Origin of the sequence: Paenibacillus sp. FSL L8-0333 (assembly GCF_037965665.1) — a bacterium.
Classification (GTDB): domain Bacteria; phylum Bacillota; class Bacilli; order Paenibacillales; family Paenibacillaceae; genus Paenibacillus_AQ; species Paenibacillus_AQ odorifer.
The window spans coordinates 2839072-2857256 of record NZ_CP150186.1 but is presented as its reverse complement, the minus strand read 5'-3'; the positions used below and the strand labels follow the sequence as shown (position 1 = coordinate 2857256).

Here is an 18185-nt window from a genome sequence, read left to right as displayed (position 1 = left end):
ATTCACAGAAGATGGAGTGCTGCCAAAGTGGAGAGTTTAAAATTGCAAGAACGATTGTTGAACCAGTTCATTTCCACAAAGGTGCCTGTGACGATTTTTACGACGAATGGTGTGAAAATGCAAGGGCTCGTAACCTCGTACGATGCTTTCACAATCACTTTACAAGGTCAAGGTGATGGCAGGCAAAATGTGCTATTCAAATCTGCAGTATCCACTATTGTACCTCTTAAGCCCGTTTCGCTCAAATAGTCTTCTCCCTCATTCACCTCATCAACCAGATAATCACAGGCTTTTATTTTCAAAAAAAAGGGAACACCGGACTTTATATCCGGTGTTCCCTTTAGCATTTCCCAAGATCACTTATTCACTCTTCAAGCGGAGTAACTTTATGCAGGAACAATTACGGGCTTCACACATACCGGTTTGGATACTTCAGCTGTATTTCCAGTAAATTCGAGTCGGCCACTAGCCGCTTCTATTGAAAATACAACCAGGTTATTCGCATCACGATTCGCTACTATAAGATAAGCTCCATCTGGTGTCAATGCGAAGTGACGTGGATGTCCTCCACGAGTAGATACATATTCAAGATGTGTAAGCTTAGCAGAAGCATTATCCACCGCATACACGGCAATATTATCAGCCCCACGGTTTGAAGCGTACAGATATTTCCCATCCTTGGAAATAGCGATTTCAGCGCATGTATTTTCTTCGTCAAAATCATCAGGCAGTGTCGGCACTGTATCTACAGTGTGCAGAGTGCCTGCGGCACTGTCATATGTAAACGATGTAATGGTGGAATCCACCTCGTTAATTACATAAGCAGACTTTCCGTCTGGATGGAAAGTGAAGTGGCGTGGTCCCGCTCCTGGATGCAACGCCGTATCACCATGTACCTCTAGTTTGTTGGTTTCTCTATTGATTCTATAGGCCCGAATTAAATCAAGCCCAAGATCAGATACAAACACATACTGCCCGTCCGGACTGAAAATAGCGGAATGGGGATGAGGGCGGTCCTGCCGTTCAGGATGTTGGCCATGACCTGAATGTACGGCCACATCAACTAATTGATCTGCAGCTTTATCTTCATTTAATTTGATCAAGCCAACACTTCCACCATGATAACTACATACAACCACGTATTCATCATTCAAATCTCTATTGATATGGCAGGTGGTTGTTTGACGATTGCCAGAGGCAGGCATGGAGGGAATGCGTTTCAGTTCACTCAATTTCCCATCCTTTAGATCAATAGCAAAGGAAATAACCTCGCCTTCTTTTCCACCCTCACCATTCGGTTTTTCTCCTATAGCGTATAGACGTTTCTCTGCGGCATCTACATTAACAAAGGTAGGATTAGTTAAGCCCTGCACCGAATCCAGCAGCTTTAGCGTACCACCTGCAGCTCCATCGAATTCAAACACCTGCACTCCGCTTTCTGCGGCACTTGCATAAGAACCTGTAAACAGCAATAACTTATTCTGCTCATTCATCTCTATATTCCTCCTCAAAGTATTGCTACTTCACACTCATTAGATGTGATCATCTATATAATCTACAATTTTTAAACGTTAATTACAAACGATAAAGTTAGAAATGTACGAAACAATTCAAAAATGGGTCTTTCCAACGATTAACTGTTGTGATATAATGAAAGCGCTAACATTAGTCTTTTATTCCGTATAAAGGGGGAACATGAATGAGTAGCATCCTGCTGGAAGCCAGAAATGTGTACGAGGACTTCGAGGTGGAGACAGACATTCTGTTCTTTAAGGTCGGGGACCATGATTTGGTCATTTTTCACGGCAGAAACTATAACATAAAAAAGAGAATGACTGCCGAGCAATTAAATCGATTGTTGTCCAATTCAAGTTATTATCATGTGTACGGTGGCTGTTATGTCAACCTGAACAAGATCAGCTCTATCGCAGATGACTGCATTTATTTCGGTGAAATGGGCCTGTATGCTAAAAACGTACGTGTCCCAAGACGAAAACAAGAAAGCATTCGTCATCTTCTGAAAGGACTGAAGTAGACATCTTATTCCCATTAGCCGGAAGGGCATGTTACTGATGCCATTTCCGGCTTTTTGCTTTTTATTAATAGAAACTTAAAAAGATCCTGCCTTTTTTTATACTTTCTTAAGGTTTAGGATTAGGATTTCTGTTAAAGTTGTAAATAGACAAGCAACACCTATATTGAAGGGAGTCATTACTAATAATGGACAAAAAAGATCTGAATGGAAATGAGAACTTAGAAAACAACGGAACCACGGAAGAAGATTTGAACACTTCCGAGATTATCAATGAAGAGGTTGAAGTAGCGCAAGCAGCTGCTGAGGAACCTGTGAATACAACAAAAGCAGACAGTATTCCAGTAATGAACAAAGTCGGTGCGAACAACGCTACGCCACCTACACCTCCGACTGCTCCTAGAAGCAATAAAGCTTGGATGATTGCCTCTATCGTATTAGCTGCAGCACTAATCATTGTTCTGGTCGTCCAAAAAGACGACAGCAAAAAAGCTGTTGCAACAGTAAACGGAACAAAAATCACAAAAGAACAACTTTATGATAAATTGATCGAAGCAGGCGGAGAAAGCACGCTGCAATCTATGATTACTACTGAGCTTGTTGATCAAGAGGCTAAAAAAGCCAACGTAACTGTTACAGATGAAGACATCAACACTGAACTTGAAGATCTTAAAGCACAATTCGGCGGAGAGGCTGCCTTTAATGCTGCTTTGTCCCAAAGCTCAATGACTGTAGACGACTTGAAAAAGCAAATGCCGCTGCAAGTAAAGCTGCGTAAAATCCTTGAGCCACAAGTCACTGTAACGGATGATGAAATCAAAGAATACTATGACACAAATAAAGCTACTTTCAGTGAAGAAGAACAAGTTCGCGCTTCCCACATTCTCGTTGAGACTAAAGAAGAAGCAGATGCAATTCTGAAACAATTGAAAGAAGGCGCAGATTTCGCTACTCTTGCCAAGGAAAAATCCTCTGATACGGGTTCCAAGGATAATGGCGGAGATCTAGACTTCTTCAAACGTGGCGATATGGTAGCTGAATTCTCTGATGTAGCCTTTAAGCTAAAAGTTGGTGAAACCAGTGATGCTGTGAAATCCGATTATGGTTATCACATCATTAAAGTAACCGACCATAAAGATGCTAAAGACTATACACTGGAAGAAAAGAAAGATGAAATTCGTAAAACTCTAGTTTCGCAAAAGGTTTCCACTCTGTCCTCCACTTGGTTGTCAGAAACAACTGAAAAAGCAAAAATTACGAACACACTTACTGACGCTAAAGAAGATGCAGCTGCAACAGCTGAGCCAACTGCAAGCGCAGCAGCAGGAAATGAATCTACTAAATAATTGTGCCCGTCAAAAAGCAGGACAAGCGTTAATAAACGCTGTCCTGCTTTTTTTATTTCTATGCTCAGGCCTTTGATTAAGCCTTAATGGCCTTTTTTACGGATTTGTTTATCGTGGTTCTCCCCCCACTCTTTCGCCTGCGCTGTGGCAATTGAAATCGCCCGCCCCTCCTCATAACCATCTTCGAGGAGCGCATTCGCAATATCGATTGCCTTATTGCGAACAGGTGCTGTGAAGTTCTTTAATGATTCTGGATAATCCTCTTTGTTCCATGGCATACAAAAAACCTCCTTAACCAGTCTATATACATACTTAGCCTGGTTAAGGAGGTTTCAAACGCTTATCTCACTTATTTAAAGACTTTAACACGATCTTCAACCGGTTGGAATTGTTTCTCACCAGCAGGAGTAACGGTTTTACCAAATGGCAATTGAGCAATCAATTTCCATTCTTGCGGGATCCCCCATGCTTCTTTTACTTCATCATCAATCAGTGGATTATAATGCTGCAAGGATGCACCTACACCTGCTTCAGAAAGTGCTGTCCATACTACAAATTGCAGAATACCAGAGGATTGGTTAGCCCAAATTGGGAAGTTCTCAGCATATAGAGCGAAGTTCTCTTGCAGGCTCTTCACTACCGTTTGATCTTCGAAGAATAGTACGGAACCGTAACCTGCTTTGAAAGACGCTAATTTTTGCGCTGTTCCTTCAAATTGTTCGGCAGGAACGATTTTACGCAATGTTTCTGTAGTGATATCCCATAGCTTATCATGTTGTTCACCAAGAAGAACAACGGCTCTTGAGCTTTGAGAGTTGAATGAAGTTGGGCTATGTAGCACCGCTTGTTCAACGATTTCTACAATTTGTGCATCCGAAATCGTAGTTTCTTTACTGATGGCATATATGGAACGTCTTCCTTTTACTGCTTCAAAGAAATTGTTAGACATAAAATAACTACCTCCATTAATTTTAGTAACTTACTTTTGTATATCTTAGCACCTTTTTTCTGAAAACACAACAGTTATTCACAACTTATTTTGTCGGATATATTCGTTGCCAACTCTTATTGTCGCATTTATGGGCTTAATTATGCACCTGATCTATTAATCATTAATCAATTCATGCGGGCTAGAAACTGCCCTCTTCCTTTTCCGATATACACTACGAGCTAAAATGCGCTACAATAGTGCAGCAAATGTATAGAAGGAAGGTTATAATCATGAATTTTCTGAGCAAGAAAGCCCTTGTTCGACATAAAAAATCAGTCTTTACCTCTTTGTTGCTGCTCCTTTTCCTGAGCTTGGCTCTAACTAGCTGTAAAGACACAAATTCGTCTAATTTGACCTTTACAGAACTAGATCCGACTGATCTTCACCCCCTCACTTTCTGGGTGGCAACGGATACTCACTTCTTAGATAAGAAGCTTCAGGATGGCGGTACAGCTTTTCAGAAATATGTAACTGGCGGTGATGGGAAAATGCTGCCTTACAGTGATGAAATCCTTGAAACCCTGGTTTATGATACTGAGCAGCAGAAGCCTGATTTTCTCATCCTCAGTGGAGATTTAACAAATAACGGAGAACGCAGCAGCCATCAGGAGCTAACCCAAAAACTAAAGCGAATTGAAGCGCAGGGAACCTCTGTTTATGTCATTCCAGGCAACCATGATCTATTTAATCCTTGGGCCAGATCCTTCAGCGGGGATAAGCAGCTCGTTACGGATTCTATTACAGACAAAGACTTTACCAAGATGTATGAGAATTTCGGCTACAAAGAGGCTGTATCACGTGATAAAGAATCGCTAAGTTACATCGTTAAAGCAGCTCCAAATTTATGGCTCCTTATGATTGACAGCAGCCAATATCATAACAATCAGAAATACGGTTTCCCCCAAACGGACGGACGCCTGACCGCCTCTACCCTATCATGGATAGATAATTCTGTTAAACTAGCTGCTAAGGAGCATGCTTCTGTCCTCACGGTTATGCACCACAACCTACTAAGCCACACCTCTATGTCTGTTTCAGGCTTTAAACTTAACAACAGTCAGGAAACAATAAAGTTACTTCGTGAAAATGAACTTAATTTAGTCTTGTCAGGCCATATCCATATGCAGGACATCCAGGTAGACCCGGCAACTTCTTCGGAAGTAATGCCAATTTATGATATCGCAACAAGTGCAATGGCTGTTTATCCACATCAATATGGAGCGATGACCTTCGATCCTCTGAGCAGAACCGTCAATTATGAAGCAATGCCCTTAAATGTAGAAGGATGGGCTAAAGCTAATGGCATTACAGATCAGAATCTTTTAAACTTTAAGACCTATGCTGAGGATATTTTTGCTACAAACTCTTATAACAAAGCTATGGATGGTCTAAAGGAGAGTTCCTTTACGCAGTCTGAAAAGGCATCGATGGCAGAGGTAATGGCCAAGCTAAATGTAAGATACTTCGCGGGGACAGCCGGCAGCTCCTCAGAAGATATTAAAGCGATGCCAGGTTACAAGCTTTGGGAAGGCCTACAAGAAGGTTTCTTAGGTGGATACATCCTAAGTATGACAGAGGATAAAGAGCTTAGTAATATAGCTTTAGAGGTGGTATTAACGAAGCAATAACTGGTTTATGTATTTCATATAAAAAACCCAGCCTCCACTCGCATTTATGCGTCAGATGGAAGCTGGGTTTATTGTGTTAATTAATCGTTAAGATGCAACTAGTTCCGTACAATAGTAATCCAACCATCTTCATCTACCGACACAGTAGCATGAAGCGCTTCAGCAAGCAGACGCAAGGATACATATGCATCGCCATACTCGTCAACAAATACAGGTTGGGCAAGCTTTACAGCCGTGCCGTTAATCAAGGCTTCGGAAGAACCGATTTTGAACACCAGTTTATCTCCGTACACACCATCAGTAACGTTAATTGCACGATTGACAGTATCCCATTCTACAGTACCATCTAAATCTTCTGCCAAATAACGCAGTGGGATATAAGTAGTGTTCTTGTCTACAATCGGGTAATAATATTCGTCATCAGGTTCGATAACAATGGTTCTCTTCGTAATGCCCAGATCATCCTTCAATATACGATATACATCAGAATCTGGGGCAAAGTTTCTCAAAGTCTCTCCAGGTGTAAGCCCGGAAGAAATATCAAGTGCACCTTCAGTGCTGATTGGATCAGCAGTTACAGCACCGCCAATGTTCCAAACCTGACTGGAAGCTTTAAGCGAGAGACTCTTCAGTGGGAAATCCTCGGTACCCGGAAGCGCCACTTTCAGATCAACATTCTGTTTACGCACATGCAGAGCACTATCAACGAAAATATCAACAGATAACTTCGTATCCTTACTCAACACAGTCTTAATCTCAGGAGTTGATTTGTAAAGACTGTCCACTTGATTGTCATATACTAGCAGCAATGCATCAACAGCCAATTTGGCAGCATCATGCAATACAGTTACGACAGCTTCTTTATCATCCAGTGGAATATCTCCGAATCCAAGATTGAAAATATCGCCAGAACCGTCTTCATCCATAGCTTTGATCACAGGGTACAGATAGTCGTAAAGACCACCTACCAATTCAGTAAAACCTTCTGTGTCTTTGGAGACAGACTTCAGGAAGCCTTTTAACAGTGCAGGAAGCTCATCACCCGTCACTTCTGCATGCAGCTTCGTCATGTTCAACTGCTCGCCATACACAGCATCACTAACCGGTGTAATGTTGATTACGCCAGGATTAGGAAGATTCTTAACAACGAATTTCGTCAACAGCTTACTGACATCTTCAGCTTTTGCCGTATCCAAGCCTACTTCACCTAAGATTTCATCGTATCCTTGTACAGGGAAGTAGAACGGTTGTTTTGCTCCTTCAACTGTAAAAGCAAGTGTTTGTTTGTCCATAAACAAGGTGAATGGAATATCCAATTGTTTATAACCAACAGTTCCTTGGGCCGATAAACTCCCATTATCTTGTAACTTAGCTTTACTAATATTCAAGGAAAAAGAATTAATAAGATCAACCATTTCCTTATCTTCCGTGCTAATTCCCTCTATGGGCTCAGCATTCATGGAAAAAGTCATACTGGATTCTGATGATTTAACATCAACATCCCCAATCAACGCCTTATTAACATCGAACCCCCCTACCGACTGACAGCCGGCAAGAACTAGCATCAGTGCGACAAAAGGCAAAAACCACTTCATTTTTGCTTTAACTCTACTCATAGCATGTCTCCTTCATCTTATTTTGTGAAATCAATCCATTATCTCAGCTAAGGTAAGTTTTGTAAATCAAAGTTCCTTTTATTGTAAAATGTTTAAATATTCAACAAACTTCGCCATTCGATCTGAGCCCATTCCTTGTAAATTACAGCCTTAACTATTGCCAACATCAGTAAATGTGCAGGATAAAATGACCACCACACCCAGCGCGGAACCCGATGCCGCTCCAAGCGATTCCAAATCAAAGGCGTAAAAGCAATCAGCAAGGTAGGTAAAATACTTAGCATCTGTACAACCCAATAATTATAAAACATATAGAATAGATTCAGTGCCAAATGGGCTCCAACAAGCCAGTACGATTTCGTATAACGAAAAATCAATACTAAGAGCAAACCGTACGCGTTATAATCTATAGGGTAATAATCCATTAACACTATAGCAGCAATTACCACAGGTATACCTAGCCATAGTGAAGGCAGTTTGTCCAAAATAACCAGTACGATTGCCGACAGCAATAACGTAAACACCACGTTCCAGCCACCAGAATTTAGCGCTAAATTATAGGGAATCTGAGCAATAATCGCTATCAAGAGCAACCGTAATAAATATTTAGGTCTGGATGAAGTATGAATATGTCCCTGCACAAGCCCATAACAATAAATCGGAAAAGCTATTCTCCCTACATATCTCCAAGCAAGATTCTCCGGGAAAAAGATATAGCCAATATGGTCGATTAGCATCGTCAGCATGGCAATAATCTGCATTACAATCCTCCTTAAGCATGTTGAAATATAAATTCGCCAAGCCCTTCCTCATTTCCTTTACCAATAAGCAAATGAAGAACGCGGAGAAACGATCATCCGCTTTCTGTGCACCTCCCCCCTTGACTTTATCGAATACTATTGAGTAATATTAACTAGCAACAGAATATGGCAATGATCAAAGACATGATTTCCTACACGAACTGTCCAGAGAGAGAAGTCCAGGCTGCAAGCTTCTCCAGTTACCGGTTGTGAAGTTACCCCTTTGTAGCCGTGACGCTGAATCCGTAGAACTTTGTTTTTCGGTAGTATGCGGCACCGATTTATCCCCGATATCGGATACCAATGAGGTCCTGTCCATGTGACAGGTCGAATTAGGGTGGAACCACGAGCTGAACGCACTCGTCCCTTTCTGGGAGAGATGCGTTTTTTTGCGTTCACAACTAACAATATTTGAGAAACGGAGGCTAAAATCATGAAGATCAAGGTAACACTGCAAGATGGAACATTTAGAGAGGTACTGCAAGGAACAACGATTAAAGAAGCAGCAGGTGCCATAAGTACCAGTCTGAAAAAAAATGCTGTAGCTGGAAAAATTGATGGAAAATCTGTTGATCTAAACCAAGCGATCGAACATGATTGCCGGCTCGATATTGTTACGTTGGATAGCAAAGACGGTCTTGAGGTTTATAGACACAGTACTGCACATATCATGGCGCAGGCCATAAAACGTATATATGGAGATAAAGCTGTCCAGCTAGGCATAGGTCCTGTTATCGAAGACGGCTTCTATTATGACATTGATATTGAGAAACCTCTATCCACTGATGATCTTGCTGCAATCGAACAAGAAATGGCGAAAATCATCCAAGAGAATCACCAGATTGTCCGCCGTGTGGTGAGCCGCGCAGAGGCCATTAAACTTTTTGAAGAGTTGAATGAGCCTTTAAAGCTGGAGCTTATTCATGATCTGCCGGCAGACACAGTATTAACTATTTATGATCAAGGTGAATTCTCCGATCTTTGCCGTGGGCCACATCTTCCCTCAACTGGCTTGGTCAAAGCCTTTAAGCTGTTGAATGTAGCGGGTGCCTACTGGCGTGGAGATTCCAATAACAAAATGCTGCAACGTATTTATGGAACTGCCTTTCCTAAAAAAGCGCAGTTAGAGGAACATTTACTGTTTCTTGAAGAAGCTAAAAAACGTGACCACCGTAAGCTCGGCAAAGAACTTGAGTTGTTCATGTTCTCTGAAGAAGCGCCAGGCATGCCCTTCTATCTTCCCAAGGGAATGACAATCCGTACAGAGCTTGAGAACTTTGCCCGGGAATTACAAAGACAGAGAGATTACGATGAAGTTCGTACACCGCTGATGATGAACAATCGGCTTTGGGAGCAGTCGGGGCACTGGGATCACTACAAGGACAATATGTATTTCACAAATGTAGATGAAACAAAATTTGCCCTTAAGCCGATGAACTGCCCTGGGCATATGCTAATTTTCAAAAACAATCTGCATTCCTACCGGGAACTGCCTATCCGTATCTCGGAATTCGGTCAAGTGCATCGCCATGAATATTCTGGAGCACTTAACGGGATGATGAGAGTCCGCACTTTCTGCCAGGATGATGCTCACCTCTTCGTTTTGCCAGAGCAAATCGAGGATGAAATAAGACGGGTAATCTCACTGATTGACCATATTTATCAAGTGTTCGGCTTTGAGTATAAGATTGAATTATCTACTCGGCCGGCAGATTATATGGGATCTGAAGAATTATGGGATCAGGCTGAACAATCTTTACAAAATGTATTAGACAATCTCGGGATCGAATATCGAGTGAATGAAGGGGATGGCGCGTTCTATGGACCTAAGATTGATTTCCATATCTTAGATGCGCTAAAACGAAGCTGGCAATGTGGAACAATCCAACTAGATTGGCAAATGCCAGAGAAATTCGATCTTACTTACATCGGGGAAGATAATCTTAAACATCGCCCGGTCGTAATCCATCGCGCTGTGTATGGATCGATCGATCGTTTTATGGGGATTATTACTGAGCATTTCGCTGGAGCTTTCCCACTGTGGCTCGCACCTGTTCATGCGAAGTTATTGCCAGTCTCTGAGAACTATGTTGACTATGCACTGCAAGTGAAGCATCAAATGGAGAAGGCTGGCATTCGTGTCGAAGTAGATATTCGAAATGAGAAGTTAGGCTACAAAATTCGTGAAGCTCAGCTTGAAAAAGCACCTTACATGCTCGTACTGGGGGAGAACGAAAAAAATTCCGACACTGTCTCTGTAAGAAAACGTGGTGAAGGTGATCTTGGTTCGAAGAGTATCCAAGACATCATTAAACAGATTAATGAAGAGATTATTAGTAAGAGATAAATTTAAGGGGCTGTCTAATCGTAGAAAAACTACGTTTGAGACAGCCCCTTCTTTATAACCTATTCATATTCACATGAACTCTATTTTACGTACAGGCGGCTGCTTTCTTCCCAATATTCGCCTGGTTTCAGGCTGAACAAGCCGATATCATCAGCAGGAAGGTCTACCATTGGCGCATTCACCAAGTTAATTTGTGGCTCAGGGCAGAAGAACTGTTCTGTAGCACCGTTATTCCAGATCATCCATTGTTTGTACGAAGTCCCTACATCGTACACCAAGGTTACTCCAGCTTTGCTATCGGTAAGCTCCATCCGGTTGCGTCCGTTCTGAGGTACAGCCGTGTAGTGATTGTCCATCGATGCAAAATATGGATTCACACCTTCTTCACGAAGCTGAACTTCTCCTGGCTCCAACGCCTGGAATTTGCCTGTTGGCAGCATGCGGTCGTTAAGCTCCCAGCGCTCACCAATAGTAGCTTTTACGCGGTAATCTTGTGCCGAGCTTCCTGGTGCGAATGGTGCGTTAATGGCAGTGTGGAATGCCAGCAAGCAAGGCATCACGTCATCTCCATCATTGTGTACCAGCACCTGTTGAGATAATCCTCCTTCGCCGAGGGTGTAACGCAATTTGATCGTATACTTATGTGGAAAATATTGATAAGAAGGATGATTCTCATCCACCTTGATGAATACGGTTACGAAGCTTTCAGTCTTACCGCTGCCAAATTCTTCGACTTCCCAAGCTGCAGTATGTAAAAATCCGTGTAAATGGTTGCCCGTTGCAACTTCATTTACGGGGAATTGATAAGTTTGACCATTCCATGGAAATTTACCATCCTCATAACGATTTGGAGGAAATAATACAGGAATTCCGTGAATCCCCGGACTTGCCTTGAAGGCTTCCATTTCTTCAGCTCCAGGCTCATGCAGGAAGCGATATCCGTTTTCGGTATCACGGAAACAGATCAGGTTGCCGCCAATGCCTGGCAGAATAGCTGCCTCATAACGACCGGCTTTCAACCAGATAGCTGCTTCTCCTTCATATTGTCCTTCATACGCTGTGATTGACATAATATATTGTTCTCCCTTCCAGTGTCTGATAATTGTCTCCACTTGATAGATTACCACATCTAGTCATGAGGTGACATGCTCTTTTTACAATTGCTCCACTTCTACGCTCATTACATGTTCAATTTTCTTCACATCGTAATAAATTTCTGTTGCGTAATCTCGATCCGGGGCTGAGATCACCATATCGATCATTTGTCTGCCATCTTCCAAATCTTTAATTTTCATTCTTCGAATCGCTCGGGATGGACCTCTAGTACTACGCTGCGAGCTGACCTGAGGCCGCTCGATTTTTTGGATCACTTCTGTAAGCACGAAATTAGCTTCCATAATGATCCTCACTGAAACTTCATGTTTATTCAGTACTTCTGGTCCTAGCGAGCGGATTAAATGAGGAACTAAATTCACAGCAAACATCAGCAGAATAACCGCATATGCTGCTTCAATATAGAATCCCGCACCCACAGCTATACCAATTCCAGAAGCTGTCCAGATGAGTGCTGCCGAAGTAAGGCCCGAAATGGCATCTCCGCCTCTACGCAGAATAACACCCGCACCCAAAAAACCAATCCCGCTGACAATCTGAGCCGCAAGCCGCATTGGGTCCATGTTTGGATGCTCTGGCCCTGCGAACTTATCAAAGGCATGGATAGACACCACTGTGACAAGACAGCTCGCAATGCTTATGACCATACTGGTCCGTATCCCCAGCGGTTTCTGCTTGATCTGTCGGTCAATCCCGATGAACAGCCCGAACAGCATGGCCACTAGTAACTTCATTAATGATTCCAATTGAAAATCCATATCGCAATCTCCTTTCTCCAGAGATACTCCATTATAACGGAAATTGGAGATAATGATTAGCTTTATTTTACAACAAAAAACGGTATAACCATCCTCAGCGCTTATGCTCTTTCGACCCGTGTGGTCCGGCATAGCGACGAGGATGGAATCCGTTATGAGAGGTCAAGATTATGTTGGAAAATTAACCATGCAGAAGCGACTCTGCACCGTCACAATAAATTTCCGTCCCCGTAATATGATCTGAATCTTCCGACGCCAGAAACAGAGCCAGCTTCGCTACTTGATCAGGTCGCCCCGGACCTTCTTCCAGCGGTTGATCTCCCTCAGGAAATTCTACTGGGATTTTCACTTCTTTCAGATCCTCTGATGGAAAAGTGTTGTCATCTATATTGGTCTTTATAGCCCCAGGACAGATCGCATTTACGCGGATTTGAAATTGAGCCAGTTCCAGTGCCGCCATTTTCATAAAAGCAACCTGTCCTGCCTTAGTCGTGCTGTAAGCAGAAAAACCAACATTGGAAAACACACGATTTCCGTTAATGGAGCTGTTGATCAGGATGCTGCCTCCGCTTTCTTTTAGATGCGGTATCGCATATTTTACAGTCGCGAAGGTTCCACGCAGGTTAATATGAATGGTCTGATCCCAAGATTCAATATCCATCGTTTCAATAGGCGTCATCGCCCCATTAATCCCTGCGTTGGCAAAAACAACATCAAGACGACCCCATTTCGCGGCCGCCTTGTTTATCGCCGCTTCCACTTGTGGTGGTTCAGCAACATCACATTCGATAACTAGGGCTTCTCCGCCCTCTTTCTCCACTTGCTGTCTAACCTTTTCAGCGTTCTCCACAGTTCTGTCCAATAATACAACTTTGGCTCCGTTACGTGCGAACTCAAGCACGGTTGCCCGGCCAATTCCTGAGCCGCCTCCGGTTACAACTGCAACCTTACCTACAAGCTTTTTATCTGCCATATCGTGATATCCTCCTTCTTATCATGCAAGTCTTCCAGTTAAGTTCTTTCCTTAACCTTAACCTTGCATACAGAAGTTGAACCGACAGATATTTACTTTTCCTTTAGGATTATTATTCTCCCTGACGAAGATGAATGATGAGATCGTTTAATCCGGCTTCCCGGATCCCTTCCACTATAAGTTCAGCTAGAAGACGAGCCCCTAAAATCTGAAAATGTGTATTATCCTGCACGCCACCTGGATGCGCAATAAATTCTCCTGGATAGCTCCACATGAATAAATCTTTTGAGCCCTCTGAGCCATAAGCTTCAAAGAGCTTGCGGCTCTTCTCGGCTAAATCAATCAGTGAAACCTGCTCGGTATCTGCGAGTTCCCGTATGGCGATTAAATAATCTCCATGCGTGTCTACAATTGCTTCTTCACTATCAAATCTTCGCCGATGTACAGAGCTCACAAGAACCGGATAGGCCCCCGCTTCTCGGGCGACTGTAATCAACCGGAGCAAATGTTCCTTATATGTAGTAAAGGGCTCGGTATGTCTTAAATCATCAGTTTTGGAATCATTATGTCCAAACTGGATGAACAGATAATCTCTGGGTCTGATATCTGCGGCAATGCCCTCCAAATGCCCTTCCTCAATAAAACTCTTGGAACTGCGTCCAGAAAGTGCTCGGTTATCAACAACTATTCCCGCTTTGAAGCAGCGTGGCAGCAGTTGACCCCACCCCGCATAGGGATAACCTTCTTCCCCTTGATCGGTCACCGTGGAATCTCCCGCCAGAAACAAGACTAGCGCTTCATTGTCCATCTGAATGTCCAAGGCGTTAATACGCGGTGCCGCACCCGAGAACGATAGCTTTAGCTGCCCATCCTTAATTCTAATTGCAAAGGATTCGCGTAAATATTGGCCCGCAGGCACATTTAGAGTGTCCAATACGAACTTGCCTTCTCCAGCTTTGATAAATGTGCTGGTCTCTGCCAGAGCATCACCCAACAGCAGCGTAACACGGTAGATCCCATTCGGGAGATCCAGAAGAAAAACTGCTTTCTGTGGGATGCAGCAATCACTTCGCAGTATATCTGTTCCCCCTCTGAAACGACCAAAGACGGTGGAATCAGAAGTGAAACCATACCCTATTTCCTTAGAATAAGATGTGTCCGGCCGAATTTTGGTGTAGCCAGGCTCAGCTTCCTTAATCCCAAAATCAAAACGATAGCTATCCAAATTCAGCCGCACCTTTCTTAATTAGAGATTCAAAACATTTATATTCATTTGCTGAAATCAACCTTTCAAACCACTGGTGCTGATTCCTTCTACAATCTGCTTTTGGAAGATAAAGAAGATAATCATGACTGGTGCCAAACTTAGAACAGACATGGCGAACATTGGACCCCAGTTGGATACGGACTCACTGTCCAGGAACATTTTCAGCCCCATCGAAACTGTATATTTAGAAGGTGAGTTCAAGTACAATACCGGTCCAAGCAAGTCTTCCCAACGCCAATAGAAGGAAAAGATTGCCGCAGTAGCCATAGAAGGACGGATAAGCGGAAGTATAATTCTGAAATAAAGTCCAAATTTCCCACAACCATCGATGGTAGCCGCTTCATCAAGTTCAACAGGAATGGTCCGAATAAACTGCAGCATTAGGAAAATGAAAAACGGGACACCGAAGAACTGTGGAACAACGATCGGTTTGATACTGTCGAGCCATTCCAATTTGGCATAGATAATGTATTGAGGGACGAGCACCACATCGGAAGGAAGCATCAGGGTCATCATCATGATTCCGAACCATAAGCCATGGCCTACAAATTTATTGCGGGCAAAACCAAAGGCAACCAGTGAAGATGAAATGACTGCGCCCAGTGTTGCGACAATGACAATTACGAAAGAGTTCTTGATGAAGACACCAAAGGAGTAACCTGCAATACCTTCCCAGCCTTTAGCATAGTTCCCCCATTCCCATGGATCAGGTATAAGGTGCTGCGCTGTAACAAACACAAGCCGGCTCTCTTTAAAAGAACTCATGATCATCCACAGAATCGGATACAGCATAACGATAGCGAGGCCACCTATAAGGATGTGATAAAGCGGCCATTTCAGTTTAATTTTCGCCATGGATTATTTTCCTCCTTCCGACTCGTAGAAGACCCACGATTTGGATGTCTTGAACAAGATTCCGGTCATGATGCCGACAAGCAACAACATCACCCAAGCCATAGCCGAAGCATAACCCATATTATTAAACATAAAAGCCTGACGGAATAAATAGAGAGAATACAACATAGTGCCGTCCATAGGTCCGCCTTCACCTTTAGAGATAATATAAGCTGGAACAAAGGTCATAAATGCGCTGATCGTCTGCATAACTAGATTAAACAGAATCACTGAACTTAAGAGTGGCATAGTAATCTTGAAGAACTTTCTGAAGAATCCGGCTCCATCCACACTAGCTGCCTCATACATTTCACCAGGAATATTTTTGAGACCTGCCAGAAAGATCAACATGGATGAGCCAAACTGCCACACAGATAGAGTTATCAACATGATAAGCGCAGCGTTCGGATTGCCAAACCAACTTACCGGTCCAATTCCGAAAAAGCCAAGCATGCCGTTAATAATTCCAGTATCACTAAAAATATTACGCCACATGATGGAGACCGCCACACTACCCCCTATAATAGAAGGTAAATAATAAGTTGTCCGATAGGCTCCTACCATACGTGATTTCGTATTTAGAATCATGGCCACAAATAATGCGAAGGTTAGACGTAAAGGCACACCGATAAATACGTAAAGCAGCGTAACCTTTAGTGAATGCAAATATTTCGGGTCATTTGAGAACATTTTGATGTAATTATCAAATCCAATCCACTTAGGTGGAGCGAATAAATTGTATTTGGTAAAAGAAAGATACAGCGAAATGATCATCGGGATCAGTGTGAAGCAAAGGAAGCCAATGACGAACGGACTGATGAAGGCATATCCTGTAAGGTTGCTTCGTAACCGCCGGCCGGTGAGGTTCTTTTTCTTAACAGCCAATGGATTCGAAGGTAGGGGATTCGTTAATGCCAAGGGTCTCCAACTCCTTTTTATGTGAATAATATGGGAAACGGGATGCCGCCTAGCGAAATGGCACGCCGTTTCCCATGTGAGACGCAGTATAGTTATCTGTTACCCTACGATTAACGGCTGGAGAGAATAGAGTTCGCTTCTTTTCGGAACTGTGCTGCTGCTGCTGCTGGATCGATTTTTCCGAAGTTCATTTGTTCAGCAAGGTCTGTAAGCAGGGCTACAACCTCTGGTGATCCTACCGGTGGACTCATAGGTGAAGTAGTAGGCTCCATGTCAGCAACAAACTTAAATACTTGCTTACCGGAATCAGTTAATTGTGTAGCTACAGATTCTTTGATTTTGCTTGAAATCGGTACTCCGCGTTCGCCTTTGATCAGGTTGTTAGCTTCCACATCATTAATCCAGAAATCAACGAACTTCGCTGCTTCTTCCTTCACTTTAGAGTTAGAAGTAATTGACCAGTACATACTTGGCTGCATGTAAAGCCCTTTATCCATATCTGGACCAGGCATTTGTGCCAGCTCCATAGGACGATTTACAGCGATTTGCAAAGCAACGTATTGGTTCGACCATTGCCATACACCGATACCTGTCCCTTTAACAATATCCGACTCTTCAATAACCCCTTTATTTTGGCTCAGTTTGTCTTGTGATGGGACCGCTCCATCTTTAATCAAACCAGACAACATTCCGAAAAAGTCAGTGAACAACGCATCGTCCTCATAGCCAAGTGCGGAACCATCATTGTTATAGAGTGCCAGCCCTTTTGTACGCAGATAATAGTTGAAGAACACGTCTGCTGCCATGGAACCGTCCATATACAGTCCAGCCGACTTAGCTTTTGCGGCGATTTCCTTGTATTGATCCCAAGTCCAATTCTCTGGGATAGAATCAACACCTGCCTTTTTCAGCAATTCTGGATCATATTGAAAACCAAGTACGTTAACCCCTAACGGAATTCCGTATTGCTTCTCACCGATCACTCCAGTACTCAGCACGTTCTCATTCACATCGCCGACTTGAATCTGAGAGTTCAAATAAGGTTTCAAGTCTTCGAGCTGTCCGTTAGATCCATATTGATTGATATAAGAAATATCCATTTGAACGATATCAGGAAGCCTATTTGCAGCGGCTTGCGGAGCAAGCTTTTTCCAGTAATCATCAAAGGATGCATATTCAGGCTCAATGGTTACATTCGGGTATTTGGCTTCATACATATCGATAACTTGTTGTGTATAAGAATGTCTTGTATCTCCACCCCACCATGCGATTCGCAAGGTTACTGGTTCTGCTGAGGTCGTAGCCGCAGGTTTCGTTTCCGAAGGAGTATTTGTAGCGGAATCCGTAGCGGCAGCATTGTTATTGTTGTTACCTCCACCGCAACCAGCTAACATCGACGACAGCAATAATGGTACGGCTAGTAAAGCGAATCTCTTTTTCAATTTCATGTCCCCTTTTCCTATGATAGTGTAAAGGCTCTGATCCCTTTAGGTAGCGCTTTC

General features: G+C 43.0%; 17 protein-coding genes. 5 read left to right on the top strand and 12 right to left on the bottom strand.

Annotation, left to right across the window (positions count from 1 at the left end):
• Positions 1 to 27 precede the first annotated feature (27 nt).
• A complete protein-coding gene (gene hfq, locus NYE72_RS12555; RefSeq protein ID WP_036686247.1) occupies positions 28 to 249 on the top strand; it encodes an RNA chaperone Hfq in 222 nt (73 codons plus the stop codon).
• 137 nt (positions 250 to 386) lie between these two features.
• On the opposite strand, the gene NYE72_RS12550 is transcribed toward hfq, so the two are convergent.
• Positions 387 to 1493, bottom strand: coding sequence for a lactonase family protein (locus NYE72_RS12550; protein ID WP_038570362.1), 1107 nt, complete (start codon positions 1491 to 1493; stop codon positions 387 to 389).
• A 206-nt stretch (positions 1494 to 1699) separates the two neighbouring features.
• Here NYE72_RS12550 and NYE72_RS12545 point away from each other — a divergent pair, with 206 nt between their 5' ends.
• The gene (locus NYE72_RS12545) at positions 1700 to 2035 is read left to right on the top strand and encodes a hypothetical protein (protein WP_036686243.1); all 336 of its coding nucleotides are present in this window, start codon (positions 1700 to 1702) and stop codon (positions 2033 to 2035) included.
• 185 nt (positions 2036 to 2220) lie between these two features.
• Positions 2221 to 3378, top strand: a complete 1158-nt coding sequence (locus NYE72_RS12540) for a peptidylprolyl isomerase (RefSeq protein ID WP_038570359.1) — start codon at positions 2221 to 2223, stop codon at positions 3376 to 3378.
• A gap of 83 nt (positions 3379 to 3461) precedes the next feature.
• Here the strand turns inward: NYE72_RS12540 and NYE72_RS12535 are convergent, their stop codons facing one another.
• A complete protein-coding gene (locus NYE72_RS12535; protein ID WP_036686240.1) occupies positions 3462 to 3656 on the bottom strand; it encodes a hypothetical protein in 195 nt (64 codons plus the stop codon).
• Between the two features lie 71 nt (positions 3657 to 3727).
• Complete coding sequence (locus tag NYE72_RS12530; RefSeq protein ID WP_038570356.1) at positions 3728 to 4327, bottom strand: nitroreductase family protein; 600 nt, start codon at positions 4325 to 4327, stop codon at positions 3728 to 3730.
• Positions 4328 to 4599: 272 nt separating this feature from the next.
• On the opposite strand from NYE72_RS12530, the gene NYE72_RS12525 reads away from it, so the two are divergent.
• Positions 4600 to 5997, top strand: coding sequence for a metallophosphoesterase (locus NYE72_RS12525; RefSeq protein WP_076179010.1), 1398 nt, complete (start codon positions 4600 to 4602; stop codon positions 5995 to 5997).
• Positions 5998 to 6095: 98 nt separating this feature from the next.
• Here NYE72_RS12525 and NYE72_RS12520 read toward each other — a convergent pair whose 3' ends face one another.
• Together NYE72_RS12520 and NYE72_RS12515 are read right to left on the bottom strand one after the other, a co-directional pair.
• Positions 6096 to 7613 (bottom strand): copper amine oxidase N-terminal domain-containing protein, encoded by a 1518-nt coding sequence (locus NYE72_RS12520; RefSeq protein ID WP_081383565.1) that lies wholly within the window; start codon positions 7611 to 7613, stop codon positions 6096 to 6098.
• A gap of 92 nt (positions 7614 to 7705) precedes the next feature.
• Entirely contained in the window at positions 7706 to 8374 is a 669-nt protein-coding gene (locus NYE72_RS12515) for a TraX family protein (RefSeq protein ID WP_036686237.1), read from the bottom strand.
• A gap of 472 nt (positions 8375 to 8846) precedes the next feature.
• On the opposite strand from NYE72_RS12515, the gene thrS reads away from it, so the two are divergent.
• Positions 8847 to 10760 carry a threonine--tRNA ligase gene (thrS, locus tag NYE72_RS12510; protein ID WP_076141504.1) on the top strand — a complete coding sequence of 638 codons (1914 nt, stop codon included), beginning with the start codon at positions 8847 to 8849 and terminating at the stop codon, positions 10758 to 10760.
• Between the two features lie 80 nt (positions 10761 to 10840).
• Here the strand turns inward: thrS and NYE72_RS12505 are convergent, their stop codons facing one another.
• The 7 genes from NYE72_RS12505 to NYE72_RS12475 all read right to left on the bottom strand — a co-directional run bounded on the left by NYE72_RS12505 (position 10841) and on the right by NYE72_RS12475 (position 18131).
• Positions 10841 to 11830, bottom strand: coding sequence for an aldose 1-epimerase (locus NYE72_RS12505; protein ID WP_076141505.1), 990 nt, complete (start codon positions 11828 to 11830; stop codon positions 10841 to 10843).
• Positions 11831 to 11914: 84 nt separating this feature from the next.
• Positions 11915 to 12631, bottom strand: coding sequence for an MgtC/SapB family protein (locus tag NYE72_RS12500; protein ID WP_036686231.1), 717 nt, complete (start codon positions 12629 to 12631; stop codon positions 11915 to 11917).
• 181 nt (positions 12632 to 12812) lie between these two features.
• Positions 12813 to 13604, bottom strand: coding sequence for an SDR family NAD(P)-dependent oxidoreductase (locus tag NYE72_RS12495; protein WP_036686230.1), 792 nt, complete (start codon positions 13602 to 13604; stop codon positions 12813 to 12815).
• Between the two features lie 112 nt (positions 13605 to 13716).
• On the bottom strand, positions 13717 to 14829 hold the full coding sequence (locus NYE72_RS12490) for a rhamnogalacturonan acetylesterase (RefSeq protein WP_038570350.1): 1113 nt from the start codon (positions 14827 to 14829) through the stop codon (positions 13717 to 13719).
• A gap of 57 nt (positions 14830 to 14886) precedes the next feature.
• Complete coding sequence (locus NYE72_RS12485) at positions 14887 to 15726, bottom strand: carbohydrate ABC transporter permease (protein WP_038570347.1); 840 nt, start codon at positions 15724 to 15726, stop codon at positions 14887 to 14889.
• A gap of 3 nt (positions 15727 to 15729) precedes the next feature.
• Positions 15730 to 16650, bottom strand: coding sequence for a sugar ABC transporter permease (locus tag NYE72_RS12480; protein WP_076105030.1), 921 nt, complete (start codon positions 16648 to 16650; stop codon positions 15730 to 15732).
• Between the two features lie 143 nt (positions 16651 to 16793).
• Positions 16794 to 18131 carry an extracellular solute-binding protein gene (locus tag NYE72_RS12475; protein ID WP_036686225.1) on the bottom strand — a complete coding sequence of 446 codons (1338 nt, stop codon included), beginning with the start codon at positions 18129 to 18131 and terminating at the stop codon, positions 16794 to 16796.
• Positions 18132 to 18185 lie beyond the last annotated feature (54 nt).

What these genes read in the sequence shown, in the direction of transcription:
- NYE72_RS12535 (WP_036686240.1), bottom strand. Translation starts at nt 3,656, where the DNA reads ATGCCATGGAACAAAGAGGATTATCCAGAATCATTAAAGAACTTCACA.
- NYE72_RS12540 (WP_038570359.1), top strand. Translation starts at nt 2,221, where the DNA reads ATGGACAAAAAAGATCTGAATGGAAATGAGAACTTAGAAAACAACGGA.
- NYE72_RS12495 (WP_036686230.1), bottom strand. Translation starts at nt 13,604, where the DNA reads ATGGCAGATAAAAAGCTTGTAGGTAAGGTTGCAGTTGTAACCGGAGGC.
- NYE72_RS12530 (WP_038570356.1), bottom strand. Translation starts at nt 4,327, where the DNA reads ATGTCTAACAATTTCTTTGAAGCAGTAAAAGGAAGACGTTCCATATAT.
- NYE72_RS12520 (WP_081383565.1), bottom strand. Translation starts at nt 7,613, where the DNA reads ATGAGTAGAGTTAAAGCAAAAATGAAGTGGTTTTTGCCTTTTGTCGCA.
- NYE72_RS12525 (WP_076179010.1), top strand. Translation starts at nt 4,600, where the DNA reads ATGAATTTTCTGAGCAAGAAAGCCCTTGTTCGACATAAAAAATCAGTC.
- NYE72_RS12500 (WP_036686231.1), bottom strand. Translation starts at nt 12,631, where the DNA reads ATGGATTTTCAATTGGAATCATTAATGAAGTTACTAGTGGCCATGCTG.
- thrS (WP_076141504.1), top strand. Translation starts at nt 8,847, where the DNA reads ATGAAGATCAAGGTAACACTGCAAGATGGAACATTTAGAGAGGTACTG.
- NYE72_RS12475 (WP_036686225.1), bottom strand. Translation starts at nt 18,131, where the DNA reads ATGAAATTGAAAAAGAGATTCGCTTTACTAGCCGTACCATTATTGCTG.
- NYE72_RS12515 (WP_036686237.1), bottom strand. Translation starts at nt 8,374, where the DNA reads ATGCAGATTATTGCCATGCTGACGATGCTAATCGACCATATTGGCTAT.
- NYE72_RS12485 (WP_038570347.1), bottom strand. Translation starts at nt 15,726, where the DNA reads ATGGCGAAAATTAAACTGAAATGGCCGCTTTATCACATCCTTATAGGT.
- NYE72_RS12550 (WP_038570362.1), bottom strand. Translation starts at nt 1,493, where the DNA reads ATGAATGAGCAGAATAAGTTATTGCTGTTTACAGGTTCTTATGCAAGT.
- NYE72_RS12545 (WP_036686243.1), top strand. Translation starts at nt 1,700, where the DNA reads ATGAGTAGCATCCTGCTGGAAGCCAGAAATGTGTACGAGGACTTCGAG.
- NYE72_RS12505 (WP_076141505.1), bottom strand. Translation starts at nt 11,830, where the DNA reads ATGTCAATCACAGCGTATGAAGGACAATATGAAGGAGAAGCAGCTATC.